The organism is Archangium minus, assembly GCF_044360475.1.
In the GTDB taxonomy this organism is placed as follows: domain Bacteria; phylum Myxococcota; class Myxococcia; order Myxococcales; family Myxococcaceae; genus Archangium; species Archangium minus.
Genome location: NZ_CP043494.1, coordinates 4,224,542 through 4,242,676, shown reverse-complemented (window position 1 = coordinate 4,242,676; position 18,135 = coordinate 4,224,542). Strand labels below are relative to the sequence as shown.

Sequence of the window (18,135 nt, the reverse complement as noted above, 5' to 3'; positions counted from 1 at the left end):
ATGAGCCTGCTCGCTGATGCACCACTCGCCAAGCCCGCGGTCGACACCGCTACCCAGGTTGTCTCCCACGGCCCCGCCTTCCTGTGCGGCCGGCCGCTGGGGGAGATCCTCCGCCACACGAGCGGTCTCACCGAGGAGAAGCTCCAGGAGGCGCTGCAGCTCCAGACGGAGAAGGGCGGCCGACTGGGCGAAATCCTGGTGGGCCTGAAGGTCATCGGCGAGGAGGACGTGGCCAAGGCGCTCGGCCTCCAGCTCGACCTGCCCTACCTGGCGCGCATCTTCCTCGAGGAGATCGACGCCGAGCTCATCAAGCGGGTGCCCATCAACTTCGCCAAGCAGGCCCGCATCCTTCCCCTCTCGTTGGAGGGGGAGGCCGTGGCCCTGGCCGTGGCGGATCCGCTGGACACCACCGTGATGGATCACGCCCGGATGCTGCTGGGCCGGGACGTCAACCCGCGCATCGCGCTCGCCTCCACCATCGTGGACGCCATCAACAGCGTCTATGACCGCGCCACCAACGAGGCCGAGCAGCTCGTGGACGAGCTGGAGGCGCAGGACCTGGACTCGATCGCCCAGGAGATCGACGAGGTCAAGGACCTCATCGACGCCGAGGGAGACGAGGCGCCGATCATCCGGCTCGTCAACTCCGTGCTCTTCCGCGCCGCCAAGGAGCGCGCCAGCGATATCCACATCGAGCCCATGGAGCGCGAGCTCATGGTGCGCTTCCGCGTGGACGGCGTGCTGCAGGAGATCATCAAGCCGCCCAAGCGCTACCAGAGCGCCATCGTCAGCCGCATCAAGGTCATGGGGCAGCTGAACATCGCGGAGAAGCGCCTGCCGCAGGACGGCCGCATCCGCATCAAGCTGGCCGGTCGCGACATCGACATCCGTCTGTCCACCATCCCCACCACGTACGGTGAGCGCATCGTCATGCGCTTGCTCGACAAGAACACCACGCTGTTGGATCTGACCGAGCTGGGCATGGCCGCCCACACGCTGGAGGGCATGGAGCACGTCATCCGCCGCCCGCACGGCATCGTGCTGGTGACGGGCCCCACCGGTAGCGGTAAGACGACCACGCTCTACGGCGCGCTCTCGAAGATCAACACCCCGGACCTCAACATCCTCACCGTCGAGGACCCGGTCGAGTACCAGCTCAAGGGCATTGGCCAGATGGCCATCAACCCGAAGATCGGGCTCACCTTCGCCCAGGGCCTGCGCTCCTTCCTCCGTCAGGACCCGGACGTCATCATGGTCGGCGAAATCCGCGACAAGGAGACGGCGGAAATCGCCATCCAGGCGTCGCTGACGGGCCACCTGGTGTTCTCCACCGTCCACACCAACGACGCGGCCAGCGCCGTCACCCGTCTGGTGGACATGGGCGTGGAGCCCTTCCTCGTCGCCTCCTCGCTCACGGCCATCCTCGCCCAGCGTCTGGTGCGCCGCGTATGCCCGGACTGCCGGGTGCACTACACGCCCACCGACGAGGAGCTCAAGGAGATCGGCCTCACCCGCGCGCTGCTCAAGGAGCGCTACGGGCTGGAGAAGATCTACAAGGCCGCCGGCTGCCCCTCGTGCAACCAGAACGGCTACCGCGGCCGTACCGGCATCTACGAGCTGCTGCTGGTGGATGACACCGTGCGCCAGCTCGCCCTGAAGAACGTCGACTCGTCCACCATCAAGAAGGCCGCCATGAACAATGGCATGCGCACGCTGCTGGACGACGGCGCGCGCAAGATCGCCCTGGGCGAGACCACCATCGCCGAAGTCCTCAGCATCACCCAGGAAGACCTCTAAAAAAGCCGCGCCCCACCACGCCCGGAAGGGAGTGGCACGGGGCGCGGTTTTACTGCGCGACCCACCATGCCAGTCTTCGAGTACAAGGCCCTTGATCAGGCCGGAAAACCCATCCGCGGGATGCTGGAAGCCGACTCGCCGAAGACCCTGCGCTCGCAGCTGCGCAAGGACGGCAAGTTCCTGACGGAAGTCATCGGCCAGGCCGAGGGCGGCCGGGCCGCCGTGCGCAAGGGCGCCAACGCGGCCCAGGCCGACCGCGAGGTGAACTTCTCCAAGATGACCCGTGGTCGCATCACCACGGATGACATCGCCATCACCACGCGCCAGCTCGCCACGCTGCTGGGCGCGGGCGTGACGCTGGTGGAGTCGCTCACCGCGCTGGTGGATCAGGTCGAGAAGGAGCGGCTGAAGATCATCCTCTCGGACGTGAAGGGCCGGGTGAACGAGGGCTCGTCCCTGGGCGACGCGCTCGCGGTGCACCAGAAGGTGTTCGGCTCGCTCTACGTGAACATGATTCGCGCCGGCGAGCACTCGGGCGCGCTCGACACCGTGCTGATGCGGCTGGCGGACTTCACCGAGAGCCAGTCCAAGCTGCAGCAGAAGGTCATCGGCACCATGACCTACCCCGCCATCATGGTGGTGGTGGGCGTGGGCATCCTCACGATGCTGATGGTGGTCGTCATCCCGAAGGTCACGAAGATCTTCACCACGATGAAGGCCACCCTACCCATCACCACCCGCATCCTCATCTGGGTGAGCACCTTCCTGCAGGACTGGTGGTTCATCATCTTCCCGGTGGTGGTGGGGTCGGTCTTCGCCCTGACGTCCTACTTCCGCAGCCCCAAGGGCAAGCCGGTGTGGGATCGCTTCGCCCTCAAGGCCCCCATCTTCGGCAGCCTCCTGCGCCTGCTGGCCATCTCGCGCTTCGCCCGCACGCTCGCCACGCTCCTCAAGAGCGGCGTGCCGCTGCTCACCGCCATGGACATCACCAAGGCGGTGGTGACCAACTCGGTGCTCTCCGACGTGGTGGAGAAGGCCCGCGACGCCGTCCGGGAGGGCGAGAGCATCGCCGCGCCCCTCAAGCGCTCGGGGGAGTTCCCCCCGCTCGTCTACCACATGGTCTCCATTGGTGAGCGCTCCGGCCAGCTCGAGGACATGCTCCTCTCCGTGGCGGACAGCTACGAGAACCAGGTGAACGTGCGCATCGGCGCCCTCACCTCCATGCTCGAGCCCATCCTCACCGTGTTCATGGGCGTGATCATTGCATTCGTGGCGTTCTCGGTCCTGATGCCGATTCTGCAGGTGAACTCGGCCATCCGGTGACGGAGGCTTCCCGATGAACGACACGCTCGACCGGTGGATCCAGCGCGTCACTCTCGCGGCGCTGCTCGCCCTCGTGGCGACGCTGCTCACCGTGGGGGTGACCCTGTACGCCTCCGACTCCAAGGCCGGCACGGCGGCCAGCAGTACGTCCCAGAGCCAGGACCTCCAGGGCCAGGACATTTTGACAGGAACGACCCGTTAACCACCCGGTGGCTTGCCGAAAAGTCACGAGAGGAACGACATGAGCGACAAGAAGACGAAGCAGCAGCGCCGCCGCCGCGGCATGACCCTCATCGAGATCATGGTCGTCATCACGATCCTCGGTCTCATCATGGCCGCCGTGGGCGTGGCGGTGATTCCGAAGCTCGACGAGGCCAAGCAGGACACGGCCCGGCTGGACATCGCCAACATCCACAACGCGCTGAAGCTCTACTACACGAAGAAGGGCAAGTACCCCGATACGGGCACCGGCCTGAAGGCGCTCGTGGACACGCAGAACCTGGAGAAGATCCCCGTGGACCCGTGGGGCCACGAGTACGTGTACATGAACGAGGGTGGCAAGCCCGTCCTCATGTCCTACGGCGCCGACGGCACGCAGGGCGGCGAGGGTCCGGACGCGGACATCTCCTCGCGCGACTCCGCGGCCCAGAAGTAGCAAGGAAGCGAGCCGGACCCCGCCTCAGTCAGGAACGACCATGACCCTCGAGCACGCACCCACGCAGCAGCAGACAGAAGAGACGGCGAGCCCGTCCCGCGTGGGGCGGCTGCTCGTCGGCATCGTCATCATCCTGGCCACCGCGGGGGCCTTCGGCATCGCCAGCCTCACGTTTGACAGGACGCTCAGCCCCCTGCAGCGCCAGGCCCGCGCGGAGATCCGCGGCCTGGAGGGCTACTTCAAGTCCTACCACCGCATCACGGGGCGCTTCCCCTCCCAGGCGGAGAACTTCTATCCGCTGCTCCAGGTGGGGCTGATCAAAGAGGTCCCGAACGATCCCTGGGGGCGAACCTACCAGTACCGGATGTCCGACACCGGGAAGGGCTACATCATGTCCTACGGTGCGGATGGCCTGCCTGGTGGGAGCGGCGACGACGCGGACCTCATCAGCGGCGGCGTGCTGAACAACGCCATCGTGGGGACGCCCGAGCAGCAGGAGGCGGCCCAGGGAGAGCAGCCATGAGCACCCTCGCCCAGCGCAGGGCTCGAGAGCGAGGTTTGACCCTCATTGAGGTGTCCATCGCGCTCGGCATCGCCGCGGTGCTGTTCGCCGCCGTCACCGTCTCCATCGGCGCCATCACCGGCGCCAAGGCCAAGGCGTCCGCCAGCGAGCTGGCCGGTGTCATCCGCTCGCTGTACGACACCGCCGCGCTCAGTGGGAAGACGTGCCGGCTCGTCTTCGAGCTGGCCGATCCCAAGAACGAGGAAGGCATCACGCGCTACCGCGCCGAGTGCGCCGCGGCGAACATCACCACCGCGCGCAACCGCGACGACATGCTGCGCGAGGAGAGCCGCGCGCGCGAGGACGAGAAGCGCAACGCGGGGCGGGGCGACTCGCGCCAGAACTTCACCCGCGGCGACGACGACATGCCCAGCCTGGACGAGATCCTCGCCCAGGAGGAGAGCCGTGTGGAGGAGGCCGCCCGCTTCTCCGAGTTCACCGCCGAGGAGCTCCGGCCGCGCGAGCTGTCCCAGGATGTCTCCGTCTCCGTGTGGACGCGCCACCAGCGAGAGCCCGCTGAGCAGGGCGTGGCCTATCTCTACTTCTTCCCCCAGGGCTTCACGGAGAAGGCTCAGGTCTACGTGCGCCAGGGTGAGAACGTCTGGACGCTCGTGGTGTCACCGCTGACCGGTAAGGTCACCATCGTGGGCGAGGCGCTGGAGGTGCCCAAGTCATGAGACGCACCCGTGGCTTCACCCTGTTGGAGACGGTGGTGGCGCTCGCCATCCTCGCGTTGGCCCTCATGGCCATCTTCGACATCAACTCTGGCGCGGTGTCCAACCACGCCTACGCCAAGAAGCTCACCGTGGCCACGCTCCTGGCCCGCTCGAAGATGACGGACCTGGAGCAGAAGCTCTACGACGAGGGCTTCTCCAACGATGACGACGAGGAGTCCGGCGACTTCTCCCAAGAGGGTTGGGACAACTTCAAGTGGCGGGCGAAGATCATTGCCCCGCAGACGGATGGGGTGTCGCCCGAGCAGCTCGTCGGCGCCATCTTCAACCTGCCCATCGGCGAGGGCGGAGACCTCAGTGGCATCGCGTCCATGTTCGGCGCGGGCGGCGGCAAGGACGACAAGAGCGGCTCGTCCCAGACCACCGCCAGCCCCATGGCGGGCGCCATGATGGGCATGGCCCAGCCCATGTTCACGCAGATGGTGCAGCAGATCACCCAGACGGTCCGCGAGGTGCACCTGACCGTCTACTGGCGGGAGGGCACGCAGGTGGAGAGCCTGGACCTGGTCACCCACGTGGTGTCGCTGGGCCCCGGCTCGGACCGCAACGGCGGCGGCGGCTTCACGCCTCAGGGCGGCACGCAGCCAGGGGATCCGTCCAGCCAGTGGGTGGACCCGGCCACCGGCTTCATCGTGCAGGGCGCCGTGCCCGGCCCCAACGGCCAGATGATGCACCCGCAGACCGGCCAGCCGCTGATGCGGCGCTCGGATTGGCTCCAGCAGCGTGGAGGTGGCGCGGGCGGAATGGTGCCGGGCGGAGGATTGCCCGGAGGATTGCCTGGCCGCCCGGGGAGGATGATGCGATGAAGCGTCAAGTGCGTCGTGGCTTCACGCTGATGGAGATCATGATCGCCGTGGCCATCACCGCCCTCATGGGCGCGATGGTGGGCATGGCCTTCCAGACGGGCTTCCATGCCAAGGAAGTGGTGGAGGAAGAGGCCGACCACTACCGCATGCTGCGCGCGGCCATGAACCGCATGGCGCGAGAGATTGGCTCGGCGTACGTGAGCGACCGCTACGACGGCCAGCGCTACCGCGACCAGAACGATCGGCCCACCAACTTCATCGGCGAGCAGGACCAGCTCACCTTCACCACCTTCGCCCATCAGCGGCTGTACACGGATGCCAAGGAGTCCGACCAGGCGGTCGTGGAGTATTCCGTCCAGTCGTCCTCGGAACGAGGGGCCAACGGTCGCATGGACCTGATGCGCCGCGTGAATCCGAATGTTGAAGGCCGGATGGACCGCGGCGGAACCACAGATGTCCTCTTCGAGGGAGTGAAGCGACTGGAGTTCGCCTACTGGGACTCCGAGCGCAAGGAGTGGGAGGACGAGTGGGACACCCGCCGGACTGAGCTGAAGTCCAAGCTCCCCACGCGTGTTCGGATCACCCTGGTGGCGCTCGACGAGAACGGCAAGGAAGTGAGCTACACCACCCAGACCCGTGTGATGCTGAACACGGAGCTTCCCAGGTACTGACGATGACGAGCCCCAAGCACAGAGAGGCCCGGCGAGCAGGAGCCCGCCGCGATGCCCGGGGAGACCGCCGCCAGCGTGGTGTGGCGCTCATCATCGCGGTGGTGGCGATCACGATCCTCACCGTGGTGGCCACGGAGTTCGCCTACAACACCCGCGTGGACCTGCAGCTAGCAGCCAACCAGCGTGACGAGGTGCAGGCCATGTACATGGCCCGCTCCGGCGTGGCGCTCTCGCGGCTGCTGCTGCGCTTCCAGAAGCAGGTGGACCAGACGCCCATCCCCAATGTCGGGGATCTCCTCAAGCAGTTCACCGGAGGCGGTACGGCGGCTGGCGGCCAGCAGCCGGCGTCCTCGCTCAACATCCAGCTGTGGAAGCTGGCGCGCGTGGACTGCCACATGCTCAAGGGCCTGGTGCCGGCCGGCGGAGCGGAGGGCGAGGACGACGAGGCCTCGGCCGCTCCCGCGCTCCACGAGGATGAGGATGACGAGGCGTCGACGGAGCTGTCCCTGGCTCCCGCGAAGCGCTCCTTCGGAAGCTTCTCCGGCTGCTTCCTCGCCACCATCTCCGACGAGGAGGAGAAGCTCAACCTGCACCGCCTCAATGCCGGCAGCGGTGATGCGCTGCCCACGGCGATGCGACTGACTGACCTGCTCGAGGACAAGCGCTTCGAGTTCCTGTTCTCGCGCGAGGACGCCAACCGCGTGCGCGTCGACCCGCGGGAAGTCATCATCCACATCAAGGATTGGGTGGACGAGGACAAGATGAAGTCCGGGCTCGACTTCACCAGCGCGGTGGGCCCGTTCGTGGGAGGCTTCGCCGACGAGGGCTCGCCCTACAGCCGCTACGAGCCGCGCTACGAGCCGAAGAACGCCCGCTTCGACAGCCTGGACGAGCTGTACCGGGTGCATGGGGTGAACGACCGCTTCATGGCCGCCTTCCGGGACCGGATCACCGTGTACCCGGACGTCAACTCCAAGCCCAACGTCAACACGGATGACCCGATGATGATGTACATGGCCATCCGGTCGGCGGCGGACCCGGCGCGGCCGGACCCGCGGTTGAATGACCCTGTCTTCGTGCAGGAGCTCATCAGTCGCATCCGCGCGGCGCGCGCCTTCAGCTTCTTCGGCACGAGCGTGGCGGACTTCGTGAGCGCCATCGAGAGCGCGGGCATCGCCGTCAACCCCCAGCTCAAGGCGAACGTGGCCGGCAACCGGCTGCTGGGCGACAAGAGCACCACCTTCACCATCAAGTCTGTGGGAGAGGCGGGATCGGTCCAGAAGACCATCACCGCCGTAGTCCGGCTCGACGACGCGCTGGGCAAGCTCCTGTATTGGAGAGAGGAATAACGAATGGCCCGGATTCTTGGTCTGGACCTGGGCAGCCACTCCGTGAAGGGGCTGCTGCTCGATGCAACTGCGCGGAGCTCGACCGTGAAGGGTTGGGCCGAGGTGCGCCGCGCCCCCGAGGGTGACCGTCAGGAGACGCTGCGCGCGGCGTTGCGCGAGCTGCTGGCGCATCCAGAGTTGCAGCACGCCGATCAGGTCGTGGTGGCGCTGCCCGGCCCGTCGCTGGCCACGCACCAGCTCGCCCTGCCCTTCACCGATCCCAAGCGCATCGAGGCCACCATCCCCTTCGAGGTGGAGAGCCAGATTCCCTTCGACCTGGGCGACGCCGTCTTCGACTACCAGGTGGCCACGCAGGTCAAGGACAAGGGCAGCGAGCTGCTGGTGGGCGTGGTGCGCCGCGAGGAGCTGACCTCGCTGCTGGGGATACTGAACGAGGCGGGAGTGGATCCGCGCGTCGTGACGCACCCGGGCATCACCTACCAGAACCTGCTGATGCAGCAGCCGGGCCTCTTCGCGGGCCTGGACGCGGAGGCGGTGGCCATCGTGGACATGGGCCACGAGCGCACGACGGTGGCCATTGGCCGCCCCGGGGTAGGCGTGGAGTTCGCGCGTACCTTCTCCGGCGGTGGGTTGAGCCTCAGCCGCGCGCTGGCCTCCGAGTTCCAGACGCCATTGCCGGAGGCGCACCACTGGAAGGAGCAGCACGGAGCGCTGGCGAGTGAGGCCCAGGCCCAGGGGCCGGACGGCGAGCGCGCCGCGGCGGCCTTCGTGCGAGGCCTGCAGCCGGTGCTGCGCGAGCTGCGTCCGTCCTTCAAGGCCTTCACCGCGCGGACCCGCCGGCAGGTGGGGGCGGTGCTCCTGTGCGGTGGTACCGCGCGCATGCCGGGCATCGCCGAGCAGCTGAGCAAGGACCTCGGGGTTCCCGTGCGCGTGCTCGCGCTGCCTCCGGAGTCCTCCGGCACGGTGTCCGCTTCGGAGCAGCCGCTGACGCTGCAGGCGTATTCGCTCGCGCTGCGCGGCCAGGCCTCGGGCGCCAAGGCGCCGCGCTTCAACCTGCGCCGGGGCGAGTTCGCCTTCAAGGGTGACTACGACTACGTGAAGGACAAGGTGGGGCTGCTGGCCTCGTTCGCCGCCACCCTCCTCCTGCTGCTGATCGCCAGCGGTGTGGTGCGCAACTCCGTGCTGGCGCGCCGCGAGGCCCAGGTGGACGCCGTGCTGTGCGACGTCACCCAGCGCATCCTCGGCTCGTGCGAGAAGAACTACGACATCGCGCTCAACCGCCTGAAGGGCGTGGAGAGCCCCGCGGCGGCGCTGCCGAAGCTGTCGGCCGTCAACCTGCTGGCGGAGATGACGCAGCGGGTGCCGGCGGACGTGCCGGTGACGTTTGACCGTATCGACATCGACCTCGAGCGCATCAGCGTGCGAGGCCTCACGGACAGCTCCAAGCAGATCGACACCATCGCCTCGGCGCTCAAGGGCCACCGCTGCTTCAAGGAAGTGAAGGAGGGCAAGGTGGAGAAGACGCGGGATGGCAACAAGGTCTCGTTCCGCCTGGACATTCAGGTGCAGTGCCCCGAGCAGCCGCAAGGCGGGGAGGGCTAGGACATGGAAAAGCTTCGAGGACTCCTCAACGACGCGCGAGCCTGGTTCGACCGGCTGACCACCCGCGAGCGCCAGATGGTGCTGGGGACCGGAGGCGCGGTGCTGGCCTTCGTGCTCTTCGTCATCCTCTTCTCCTTCTCCAACAGCGCGAGCAACTACCGCAAGCGCACGGACCAGAAGCTGGCGAAGCTGCGCGAGGTGCAGATGCTGGCGGCCAGCTACCGCGAGGCCGCGCAGGAGCGGCAGCTCGTGGAGCAGCAGCTCACCGGCAGCAACGTGCGGCTGATGAGCTACGTCGAGGAGAAGGCCACCCAGGCAGGGCTGACCGTGCCCAACATGACGCCCAAGAACGACGTGGGCATCGGGGACGGGCAGATCGTCGAGAGCTCGGTGGAGCTGACGTTCACCGACGTGGACCTGCGCAAGCTGCATGACTTCCTGTCCATGGTGGAGAGCGGCCCGGGCGTGGTGAAGGTGAAGAGCCTGCGCCTCGAGCCGCGCGACGCCACGGAAACCCTGACGGCGTGGACGACCGTCTCCACCTACAAGATGAAGCAATGACCATGGCTGCGGAAACCAAGATCGCCCGATGGAAGCTTATCGTTGGCTACGGTGCGTTCTCGCTCGTGGCCTTCGTGCTGTGCCTGCTCCTCACGTTCCCGTACGACACGCTGCGACGGCGCGCCGTGGACGCGGCGGCGGACGCGGGGTACGCGCTGCGCATCGGCTCGCTGCGGCCGGGGCTGCGCGGACTGACGGCCACCAACGTGCGCCTCAGCAAGGTGCCCAACGGGATGACGCCCGAGCTGCACAGCATGCTGGCCAGCAATGCGGGCATGCTGCCCGGCCCCGAGGAGCTGGGTGAGCCGTTGAACATCGACTCCGTGGCGGTGCGGCCCGCGCTGCTGCCTCCGGGCGTGGCCTTCCACGCGAGCCTGATGAACGGCTCGCTGAGCGGCAACGTGGGCGGGCTAAGCGACGTGTCGGTGTCGGTGAAGCTGTCGAACCTGGATCCCTCGGCGGGCAACCTCAAGGGCTTCAGCGGGATGGACCTGGCGGGCAAGCTGAACGGCTCGCTCAACCTCACCCTGCCGAAGACCCGCGGACAGCCCGACCTGAGCCAGGCCAACGGCCAGCTCGCGCTGGACACGAAGGGGCTGCTCATCCAGGGCGGCAACATCACCGTGCCCATGTACGGCCAGCCCACGCCGATGGATCTGCCCAGGATCGCGCTGGGTGACATCGACGCGCGCATCAAGATTGAGAAGGGACTGGGCACCGTGGAGGCGCTGCAGGCCAAGAGCGAGGACCTGGAGGTCCAGGGCTCGGGCACGGTGAAGCTGGGGCAGCGGCTGGACGTGAGCCAGCCGGACATGGATTTCAAGCTGCGCGCCGAGCCGGAGTTCGTGAAGCGGCTGGGATTGCTGGGCGCGGGCCTGTCCATCCTGCCTGCGGACAAGGCCGACCCGAAGTTCCGCGTGGCGCACCTGGGTGGCTTCTTCAACCGCCCCAACTTCGGCCCCGCCCGCCAGCAGCAACAGCCGCAGTTGCGTTGAGCCCGCGGCCATATCCCCTCTCCCTTTGGGAGAGGGACGGGGTGAGGGTATCGGGTGAACCCGGGTTGAACCCCCTGTCCACTCCGTGGGCCACGGGTTGAAGAACGGGCTCGGTTACCCTCACCCCCACCCTCTCCCAGGGGGGGAGAGGGAGCATCGATCCCCTCGGCTCACTTTGCTGAAAGAGATTTGCGCCCGAGCCTGAGCGACTCTTTGGGTTGGACACCGTAACACTACCCTGAAAATCAGTTCTGGGAGTTGCGTGGCGGATCCTCCACGGGTTAGGAGTGTCCCGCGACTTCACAGGGAGTGCTCGATGCCGGAGTTGGTTTTCTTTCGTCGGGGCGAGGAGGTTCTGCGGGTAGGTCTGGGACGCGAGCGCATGGTGCTCGGTCGCGGCGAGAAGAGCGACGTCGTCATCCCCGACCCCGAGGTGAGCCGTCAGCAGGTGGCCCTCGTCTTCGACGGTGAGCAGTGCACGCTGGAGGACCTGTCAGGTAAGGGCACGCAGGTTGCCGGCGCCGCGATGAGCAAGGGTGTCCTCGCGGATGGTTCGGACATCGCGCTCGGCCAGTGGCGCGCCGTGTTCCGGCTCCACGGCAGCGGCCAGTCCGAGGGTCCCACCGAGGTCGGCTCTCGCACGGAGGTCCAGCCCCGTGACTCCGCTTCGCGTTGGCAGCCCGCGCAGGTGCGCATCAAGCAGGGCTCCAACGAGAGCATCCGCAAGCTCAGCAGCGACGGCGACAGCTTCACCGTGGGCAAGGACCCGTCCTGCGACCTCGTCATCCAGGATCCCTTCATCTCCGGCCGTCACCTCAAGGTGACGCGGCGCGACGGCCACTTCCACGTGGTGGACACCAACTCCACCAACGGCACCTGGATGGGCTCCGTGCGCGTCTACGAGGTGCTGGTAGGCCTGCCCACCACGCTGCGCCTAGGCGAAACGGACCTCATCCTCGAGCCCATCACCCCGACCCGGAAGGAGCTGTCCTTCCACGGCATCATCGGCAGCGACCCGTCCGTGCGGCAGCTCACCGAGCTCATCGAGCGCGTGGCTCCGTCCTCCGCGGCTGTGGCCATCCTCGGCGAGTCCGGCACCGGCAAGGAGCTGGTGGCCCGCGCCCTCCACGAGTGCTCCCATCGCTCCGACAAGGCTTTCATCCCCGTCAACTGCGCCGCCATCTCCAAGGAGCTCATCGAGAGTGAGCTGTTCGGCCATGAGAAGGGCTCGTTCACCGGCGCCACCAACGCGCGCAAGGGAGCCTTCGAGGAGGCCGACGGCGGCACCCTCTTCCTCGATGAGATTGGCGAGCTTCCCCTGGACTTGCAGGCCAAGCTGCTGCGCGCGCTGGAAAGCGGGGAAATCAAGCGCGTAGGGGCCAGTCGTCCCGCCCATGTGGATGTGCGCGTCGTGGCCGCCACCAACCGGGACCTGCTCGCCGCCTCGCGCGAGGGCCGCTTCCGCGAGGACCTGTACTACCGCCTCTGCGTGGTGCCCCTCCACCTGCCCCCCCTGCGCAACCGCCGGGGAGACATCCTCTCCCTGGCCGATCACTTCCTGCGCACCTATTCGCCCCGGGGCCAGACGGTGCGACTCACCCCCTCTGCCGTGGAGCGGCTCCAGCAGCACACCTGGCCGGGCAACATCCGCGAGCTGCGCAATGTGGTGCACCGCGCCCTGCTGCTGCGCAAGGGCTCCAACATCGACGCCGCCGACATCACCTTCGATCAGGAGGTGAACCGCGAGACGGGCGTGTCCGTGCCTGAATTGCCCCCGGGCATGACGCTGGAGCAGATGCTCCTCAAGCTGGAGCGGCAGATCGTCGAGGCCGCCCTGCGCCGCTACAACAACAACCGCGAGCGCGTGGCCCGAGAGCTGGGCGTGGCCCGCTCCACCCTCTTCAAACGGCTCAAGGAGTGGGGCCTCACCAAACAGGAAGAAGAGTCGGAGTAGGTGTGACGCGGAGTGAAGCGCGTCCGGATTAGATCCTTTTAGTGGCCCATTCGTTCCAGCTTTCAGACACCCGATGAGGGTGTCGAGGAGGCTCAACCATGGATGCCACGGCCCTTGCCCTTCCCCCATTCGCCGAGCTGTACCGCCAGTACCGCACACGGGCGCTGGCCATCGCACGTCGCATCGTGGGCGACGCGGATGACGCGGAGGACGTGGTGCAGGACGTCTTCACCCGACTGGCTCAACGCCCCAGCGGCTTCGACGGCCGCTCCGCATGTTCCACGTGGTTGCATCGTGTGATGGTGAACAGCAGCATCAACTGGCTGCGGGCCCGCAAGCGCCGCGAGCGGCTGCAGCACGAGCCCGAGGCGCCAGCCTCTCCCGAGGCCCAGGCGGTGGGCACCGAGATGCAGCGTCACTTCGAGGAGGCGCTGGAGAAGGTGAGTGAGCAGCAGCGCCAGGTGCTGTGGCTGCGGGAGATGCGCGGTTACAGCTACCCGGAAATCGCCGCCATGCTGCGCATCCCCGAGGGCACCGTGAAGAGCGCCCTGCACCGGGGTCGCCAGCGGGCCCTGGCCGAGCTGGAGGAGCGCGACCAGGAGCCGTGAGCTCAGTCCTCTGACTTGGAGCCCACGAAGAAGTCCTCCTTGTCGCGGAACAGGAGGTTGAAGCTCGTCAGCGAGCCGTAGATGCGCGTGATGTAGCTCTGCATCTCCACCTTCTCGGCGTCCGACAGCTTCGGGTGAGCGTTGAGCTTCTGCTCCATCACCCGAAGCTTGTCCCGGACCATGACGATCTTGTGGAAGAAGGTGTCGATGGGGATGTCCTTCCCCTGCACGTCCGGTTTGCCGGGCACCAGCTTGAGGGTGCCGCCTTCCCACTTGTTGGCCAGCGGGGCCTCACCACCCTCGCCCACCGCCTCCCGGATCAGCTCCATCAACTCCGCGCGCGTCATGTTCAGCTCCAGCCCTTCCAGGTCCACCACTTCGTTCGGATCCCGCTCCCGCCGCCGCACCACCGGCCCCACGCCGCGCACGGACCGCTCGCGCCGCGCTGTCTCCTCAGCCACCTTCGCGGCCACCCCGCGCCGCAGGAACTTGTTGCAGAAAGGTGCCGAGGGCGGAAACAGCCCTCGCTCCGGCTGCAACCGGCACACGCCCACCCAGCCGCGGTGATCCAGCGAGTGCGCCGCCCACAGCTTGCAGTTGCCGCACACCTTCTCCTCCGGTCCGAAGACCGGAAGAGGAGGCTGCCCGCTCTCGGCACCTTCCGACATCAGCGGCTCTCCTGGGCCTTGGGCCCCTTGCGGACGCCCAGCTCACGCAACAGCCCGTCAGCGTCCTCGACCTGATCCAACAACCACAGCACGTAGCGCACATCCACGTTCACGTTGCGCGCCACGTCCGGGTTGTAGCCGAAGTCATTGGCCACGTTCTCCCACACGCGGTCGAAGTTGACGCCCACCAGCTGCCCCTTGCCGTTCACCGTGGGGCTGCCCGAGTTGCCGCCCGTGGTGTCCGCGTCCGCCAGGAAGTTCACCGGCACGTCCTTCAGCCGCTTGTCCGCCCAGGGTCCGTACCGCTTCGCGTTGGCCGCGGCGGCCACCTTCTCCGGAACGTTGAAGGGCTCCTGGCCCGTGTGCTTCTCCATCACGCCCGCCAGCGTCGTCTGCGGCGTGTAGAAGGCACCGTCCCGAGGCGTGTAGCCCTTCACCTTCGCGAACGTCACCCGCAGCGTGCCGTTGGCATCAGGGGCCACCGGCTTGCCCGCGTGCGCCAGCACCGCCTTGCGCCACTCGGGCATCAGCCGCACGCTCGCGCCCAGGCGCCGGTCCCTCAGCTCGTCCAGCGCCACCAGCTCGGTCGCTAGATCGAAGCCCAGCTCCAGCAGCGCATCCTTCCGCGCCCGGAGCTGCGCTTCCGTCTCGACGGACATCTTCTGCCGCTCCGTCAGGTCCAGCACCTTCGAGCCGGCGTACAGGGCGTCGATCTTCGCGGACACGTCCTTCTCCGAGTACGTGCGCCCGAAGTGCTTGTCGATCGCCGCGATGCGCTCACCCGCGCCGAGCGCCTGCGCCCGCCGCACCAGCGCGAGGAAGGCCCGCTTGTCCGCCGGAGCGAAGAAGTTCTTCTGCTCGCGCTCGAGCCGATCCTTCAACCGGGGCAGCTCGCGGTCCATGTACTCAGGCTCGCGCTCGAGGTCCGGCTTCGCCCGCTCCTGCGCCAGTCGTGCCAGCGTCACCGCCAAGGCGGGCCCCTTCGCGCCCACCCTCATCGCATCGAGCAGGAACTCGCGCTCGAAGGCCTTCCCCTTCTCCGCCTGCAGGGAGAGCAGCTCCGCGCGGGCCTTCAGCGCGCCCGCGTACTCCTTGCGCTTCTCCGCCCAGGCCACCACCGCCGCCTCGGCCTCGCGCTGCTTCTCCACGATGTGCCCGCGCTTGAGCCCCGCAAGCTGCCCGCCCGCGTTCTTGTAGCGGTTGTGCAGGCCCTTGAGGGTCGAGGCCACGGCGATCTTCCCCGCCGGATCCTTCTCCCCCTCTTCCTCGAGGATGCGAATGAGCTCGCCGTAGACGTCGACGACGCGCGGGTAGTAGCGCGCCTGGCGCTCGGCCATGTCGTCCGCCAGCAGCGCGCGGAAGGTGATGCCGGGGTAGCCCAGCACCATCACGAAGTCGTCCGGCTTCACGCCCTCGGTGGCCAGCGGGAAGAAGAACTCGGCCTTGTAAGGCACGTTCTGCGCGTTGAACTGCGCCGCCGAGCCGTCCGGCGCCGTGTAGGCCCGGAGGATGGCGAAGTCACCGGTGTGGCGCGGCCACATCCAGTTGTCCTCCTCGCCGCCGTACTCGCCCACCGCGCGCGGCGGCGCGTACACCAGCCGCACGTCCGCCAGCTCCACCGAGTCGATCAGCACGAACTGCACCCCACCGTCGAAGCTCGCCACCTTGCAACGCGTGGCCGGGCGCTTCTCGCACTCGGCGAGCAGCTCCTTCTCCTTGCGCTCCATCGCCTTCTGCCGCGCGAGATCATCCGCGCCCGCCGGCACCGCCGCGAACATCTCCTTCGTCACGTCCGTGAAGCTGCGCGGCACCTGGACGCGTGCGCCCTTGCCCGGCAGCTCCTCCGCACGACCCTTGGCGAGGAAGCCCTGGGTGATGAGATCGCGCTGCGGCGAGCTGTGCTCCTGGATGATGGAGAAGGCACAGTGATGGTTGGTGATGACCAGGCCCGACTCGGAGATGAACGCCCCCGAGCAGCCGCCCACGTTCACCGCGCCCGCCAGCAGGCCCGTGCCCCGCTTGGGATCCCACAGCTTCTTGGGAGACACCTGGAGACCCTGGGCCTTCAGCCACGCCGGATCGAGTTCGAGGACCTGCTGGGGGGTCCACTTCCCCTCCCCGGCCAGCGCCGGGGCAGCCATGAGCGACAGGAACAGGAGCGTCTTCTTCATGTTGCCCCCTCCCTATCGCTTCTTCCGCCCGCTGGCGATGGTCTCGGACGGCAACGGGAGCACATACCCTCACCCCAGCCCTCTCCCAGAGGGAGAGGGGGCGTACACGGAGGCTGCCTGCTTCCTCCACGGCCCACCCTGGGGGGGCGGGGAATCGCGTGGAACAACCCAGACCAGGGCGTGTTTCGGCCCCGCATGCAGACCTCGAGCGGCGCAAAGCTGGACTTCGGCCGGGTGGCCCTTCTCCTCCTGTTCCTCGGCGCGGGTTGGTACTTCTGGGACTCGCCCGTCCTGTGGCCCCTGAAAGTGCTGGTGGTGATGGTGCACGAGAGTGGTCACGCGCTCGCCACCCTGCTCGCCGGGGGCTCCGTGGACCGCATCACCCTCGCCGCCAACGACTCTGGGGCCTGTCTGTCCCGGTTGCCCTCCAGCATGATGGCGCAGGTCGCCGTCTACTCCGCGGGGTACGTGGGCAGCGCACTCGCAGGCGCCTTCCTGCTGCTCGCCACGTTCCGCTTCCGGTTGCGCCGCCTCGTGCTCTTCGTGGCGTGCGTGGGCCTTGGGGTGATGGGCGTGCTGTATGCCGGTGACAGCGTCACCCTGGCCCTCTGCCTGGGCACCGCGCTCGTGATGGGGCTCGCGGCGAAGTACCTTCCGGATGGCGGCGTGGACATGCTCAACCTCTTCCTGGCCGCCTTCACCGCCCTCTACGTGGCCTTTGATCTGCGCTCGGTCCTGGGGCACGGCGCCACGAGCTCCGCCAGCGACGCCTCCCTGCTCGCCAACCTCACCCCGGTGCCCTCCTGGGCTTGGGCCGGAATCTGGTCATTCGTTTCGCTCGCGCTGCTCGGCCTCTTCGCCCGTTGGTCGCTGCGCGCCGCGCGCCCCGAGGGTCTGGGCCACTCGCTGATCTCGAGTCGCCGGTAGGGCTCAGCGCCTCGGGCGCATCCGGTAGGCCACGAAGGAGGCCACGTCCGGAAAGGCGAAGTACGGGTTGTGCTGGCGCACGTCCGCCATGGCCGCCACCGGCACGTCCGCGTAGTCGTGCCCAGGGAAGAGCCGGGTGCTGTCTGGGACCTTCAGCAGCACCTGAGACAGCGAGCGGTACATCGCCTCCGGGTCTCCCCCTCGCAGGTCGCACCGCCCACAGCCGTTGATGAAGACGGTGTCGCCCGACACCAGCGCATCCTGCGCCAGCAGGCAGTGCGAGCCCGGCGTATGCCCCGGGGTGTGCAGCGCCTGGAAGCCTCGGCCGCCCACCGTGAGGGAGTCGCCCGGTCCCAGCGGACGCAGCGCGCCTCCCGCGAGGTTGCGCAGGTCCGCGGAGAAGTCTACCTCGGCGCGCTGGGCGTACACCGGCACGTCATGACGCGAGAGCAGCTCCGGCAGCCCGTTGGTGTGATCGCCATGGCAGTGCGAGACGAAGGCGCCCACCAGGCGCTTGCCGTCCTGCACGAGGGCCTGCTCGATGGCGGGCACATCCCACGCCGCATCCACCACCAGCACCTCGTCCGAGTCCTTCGGGCCCACCAGGTACACGAAGTTGTCCATGGGCCCGAGCTTCAACTGGCGCACGTACAGCGATTCCATCGGCATCCTCCGGGCGAGCCTCCGCCTCACGACGTCCGGCCCCACTCTACGCGCTGCGCGCCGGCTGGGGACCGCTCTTGAGGTGGAAC

Annotated in this window: 18 protein-coding genes; 15 read left to right on the top strand and 3 right to left on the bottom strand. The window is 67.7% G+C overall.

Features of this window, described 5'->3' with window-relative positions; genetic code table 11:
- The 14 genes from gspE (at window position 1) to F0U60_RS17465 (ending at window position 13,617) form a co-directional block, all read left to right on the top strand.
- Window positions 1-1,797, top strand: coding sequence for a type II secretion system ATPase GspE (gspE, locus tag F0U60_RS17530; protein ID WP_395821144.1), 1,797 nt, complete (start codon window positions 1-3; stop codon window positions 1,795-1,797).
- A 66-nt stretch (window positions 1,798-1,863) separates the two neighbouring features.
- Window positions 1,864-3,120: a type II secretion system inner membrane protein GspF gene (gspF, locus tag F0U60_RS17525; RefSeq protein WP_395821141.1), complete on the top strand. Its 1,257-nt coding sequence runs from the start codon at window positions 1,864-1,866 to the stop codon at window positions 3,118-3,120.
- A 13-nt stretch (window positions 3,121-3,133) separates the two neighbouring features.
- Window positions 3,134-3,322, top strand: coding sequence for a hypothetical protein (locus F0U60_RS17520; protein WP_395821138.1), 189 nt, complete (start codon window positions 3,134-3,136; stop codon window positions 3,320-3,322).
- A gap of 39 nt (window positions 3,323-3,361) precedes the next feature.
- Window positions 3,362-3,775, top strand: a complete 414-nt coding sequence (gene gspG / locus F0U60_RS17515) for a type II secretion system major pseudopilin GspG (protein WP_395821135.1) — start codon at window positions 3,362-3,364, stop codon at window positions 3,773-3,775.
- Window positions 3,776-3,815: 40 nt separating this feature from the next.
- Window positions 3,816-4,298 carry a type II secretion system protein GspG gene (locus tag F0U60_RS17510; RefSeq protein ID WP_395821132.1) on the top strand — a complete coding sequence of 161 codons (483 nt, stop codon included), beginning with the start codon at window positions 3,816-3,818 and terminating at the stop codon, window positions 4,296-4,298.
- Entirely contained in the window at window positions 4,295-5,014 is a 720-nt protein-coding gene (locus F0U60_RS17505) for a Tfp pilus assembly protein FimT/FimU (protein ID WP_395821129.1), read from the top strand. Before F0U60_RS17510 ends, F0U60_RS17505 begins: the two co-directional genes overlap by 4 nt.
- Window positions 5,011-5,877 (top strand): prepilin-type N-terminal cleavage/methylation domain-containing protein, encoded by an 867-nt coding sequence (locus tag F0U60_RS17500; RefSeq protein WP_395821126.1) that lies wholly within the window; start codon window positions 5,011-5,013, stop codon window positions 5,875-5,877. Before F0U60_RS17505 ends, F0U60_RS17500 begins: the two co-directional genes overlap by 4 nt.
- Window positions 5,874-6,548, top strand: a complete 675-nt coding sequence (locus F0U60_RS17495) for a type II secretion system protein GspJ (RefSeq protein ID WP_395821123.1) — start codon at window positions 5,874-5,876, stop codon at window positions 6,546-6,548. Before F0U60_RS17500 ends, F0U60_RS17495 begins: the two co-directional genes overlap by 4 nt.
- Window positions 6,549-6,550: 2 nt before the next feature.
- A complete protein-coding gene (locus F0U60_RS17490) occupies window positions 6,551-7,897 on the top strand; it encodes a general secretion pathway protein GspK (protein WP_395821121.1) in 1,347 nt (448 codons plus the stop codon).
- Window positions 7,898-7,900: 3 nt separating this feature from the next.
- The gene (gene pilM / locus F0U60_RS17485; protein ID WP_395821119.1) at window positions 7,901-9,499 is read left to right on the top strand and encodes a pilus assembly protein PilM; all 1,599 of its coding nucleotides are present in this window, start codon (window positions 7,901-7,903) and stop codon (window positions 9,497-9,499) included.
- Between the two features lie 3 nt (window positions 9,500-9,502).
- Complete coding sequence (gspM, locus tag F0U60_RS17480) at window positions 9,503-10,060, top strand: type II secretion system protein GspM (protein WP_395821116.1); 558 nt, start codon at window positions 9,503-9,505, stop codon at window positions 10,058-10,060.
- Window positions 10,061-10,062: 2 nt separating this feature from the next.
- Window positions 10,063-11,055 (top strand): type II secretion system protein GspN, encoded by a 993-nt coding sequence (gene gspN, locus F0U60_RS17475; protein WP_395821114.1) that lies wholly within the window; start codon window positions 10,063-10,065, stop codon window positions 11,053-11,055.
- Window positions 11,056-11,371: 316 nt separating this feature from the next.
- Window positions 11,372-13,009 (top strand): sigma 54-interacting transcriptional regulator, encoded by a 1,638-nt coding sequence (locus F0U60_RS17470; protein ID WP_395821111.1) that lies wholly within the window; start codon window positions 11,372-11,374, stop codon window positions 13,007-13,009.
- Between the two features lie 98 nt (window positions 13,010-13,107).
- A complete protein-coding gene (locus F0U60_RS17465; protein WP_395821108.1) occupies window positions 13,108-13,617 on the top strand; it encodes an RNA polymerase sigma factor in 510 nt (169 codons plus the stop codon).
- A 2-nt stretch (window positions 13,618-13,619) separates the two neighbouring features.
- Here F0U60_RS17465 and F0U60_RS17460 read toward each other — a convergent pair whose 3' ends face one another.
- Window positions 13,620-14,285 carry a hypothetical protein gene (locus tag F0U60_RS17460; RefSeq protein WP_395821105.1) on the bottom strand — a complete coding sequence of 222 codons (666 nt, stop codon included), beginning with the start codon at window positions 14,283-14,285 and terminating at the stop codon, window positions 13,620-13,622.
- The gene (locus F0U60_RS17455; RefSeq protein WP_395821102.1) at window positions 14,285-16,456 is read right to left on the bottom strand and encodes a S46 family peptidase; all 2,172 of its coding nucleotides are present in this window, start codon (window positions 16,454-16,456) and stop codon (window positions 14,285-14,287) included. Before F0U60_RS17455 ends, F0U60_RS17460 begins: the two co-directional genes overlap by 1 nt.
- A gap of 195 nt (window positions 16,457-16,651) precedes the next feature.
- Here F0U60_RS17455 and F0U60_RS17450 point away from each other — a divergent pair, with 195 nt between their 5' ends.
- Entirely contained in the window at window positions 16,652-17,383 is a 732-nt protein-coding gene (locus F0U60_RS17450; RefSeq protein WP_395821099.1) for a M50 family metallopeptidase, read from the top strand.
- A 3-nt stretch (window positions 17,384-17,386) separates the two neighbouring features.
- Here the strand turns inward: F0U60_RS17450 and F0U60_RS17445 are convergent, their stop codons facing one another.
- Window positions 17,387-18,046, bottom strand: coding sequence for an MBL fold metallo-hydrolase (locus tag F0U60_RS17445; protein ID WP_395821096.1), 660 nt, complete (start codon window positions 18,044-18,046; stop codon window positions 17,387-17,389).
- Window positions 18,047-18,135 lie beyond the last annotated feature (89 nt).

Bases quoted from the DNA above. Each gene is read 5' to 3' on its own strand.
- gspE (WP_395821144.1), top strand. From the start codon at position 1: ATGAGCCTGCTCGCTGATGCACCACTCGCCAAGCCCGCGGTCGACACC.
- gspF (WP_395821141.1), top strand. From the start codon at position 1,864: ATGCCAGTCTTCGAGTACAAGGCCCTTGATCAGGCCGGAAAACCCATC.
- F0U60_RS17520 (WP_395821138.1), top strand. From the start codon at position 3,134: ATGAACGACACGCTCGACCGGTGGATCCAGCGCGTCACTCTCGCGGCG.
- gspG (WP_395821135.1), top strand. From the start codon at position 3,362: ATGAGCGACAAGAAGACGAAGCAGCAGCGCCGCCGCCGCGGCATGACC.
- F0U60_RS17510 (WP_395821132.1), top strand. From the start codon at position 3,816: ATGACCCTCGAGCACGCACCCACGCAGCAGCAGACAGAAGAGACGGCG.
- F0U60_RS17505 (WP_395821129.1), top strand. From the start codon at position 4,295: ATGAGCACCCTCGCCCAGCGCAGGGCTCGAGAGCGAGGTTTGACCCTC.
- F0U60_RS17500 (WP_395821126.1), top strand. From the start codon at position 5,011: ATGAGACGCACCCGTGGCTTCACCCTGTTGGAGACGGTGGTGGCGCTC.
- F0U60_RS17495 (WP_395821123.1), top strand. From the start codon at position 5,874: ATGAAGCGTCAAGTGCGTCGTGGCTTCACGCTGATGGAGATCATGATC.
- F0U60_RS17490 (WP_395821121.1), top strand. From the start codon at position 6,551: ATGACGAGCCCCAAGCACAGAGAGGCCCGGCGAGCAGGAGCCCGCCGC.
- pilM (WP_395821119.1), top strand. From the start codon at position 7,901: ATGGCCCGGATTCTTGGTCTGGACCTGGGCAGCCACTCCGTGAAGGGG.
- gspM (WP_395821116.1), top strand. From the start codon at position 9,503: ATGGAAAAGCTTCGAGGACTCCTCAACGACGCGCGAGCCTGGTTCGAC.
- gspN (WP_395821114.1), top strand. From the start codon at position 10,063: ATGGCTGCGGAAACCAAGATCGCCCGATGGAAGCTTATCGTTGGCTAC.
- F0U60_RS17470 (WP_395821111.1), top strand. From the start codon at position 11,372: ATGCCGGAGTTGGTTTTCTTTCGTCGGGGCGAGGAGGTTCTGCGGGTA.
- F0U60_RS17465 (WP_395821108.1), top strand. From the start codon at position 13,108: ATGGATGCCACGGCCCTTGCCCTTCCCCCATTCGCCGAGCTGTACCGC.
- F0U60_RS17460 (WP_395821105.1), bottom strand. From the start codon at position 14,285: ATGTCGGAAGGTGCCGAGAGCGGGCAGCCTCCTCTTCCGGTCTTCGGA.
- F0U60_RS17455 (WP_395821102.1), bottom strand. From the start codon at position 16,456: ATGAAGAAGACGCTCCTGTTCCTGTCGCTCATGGCTGCCCCGGCGCTG.
- F0U60_RS17450 (WP_395821099.1), top strand. From the start codon at position 16,652: ATGCAGACCTCGAGCGGCGCAAAGCTGGACTTCGGCCGGGTGGCCCTT.
- F0U60_RS17445 (WP_395821096.1), bottom strand. From the start codon at position 18,046: ATGGAATCGCTGTACGTGCGCCAGTTGAAGCTCGGGCCCATGGACAAC.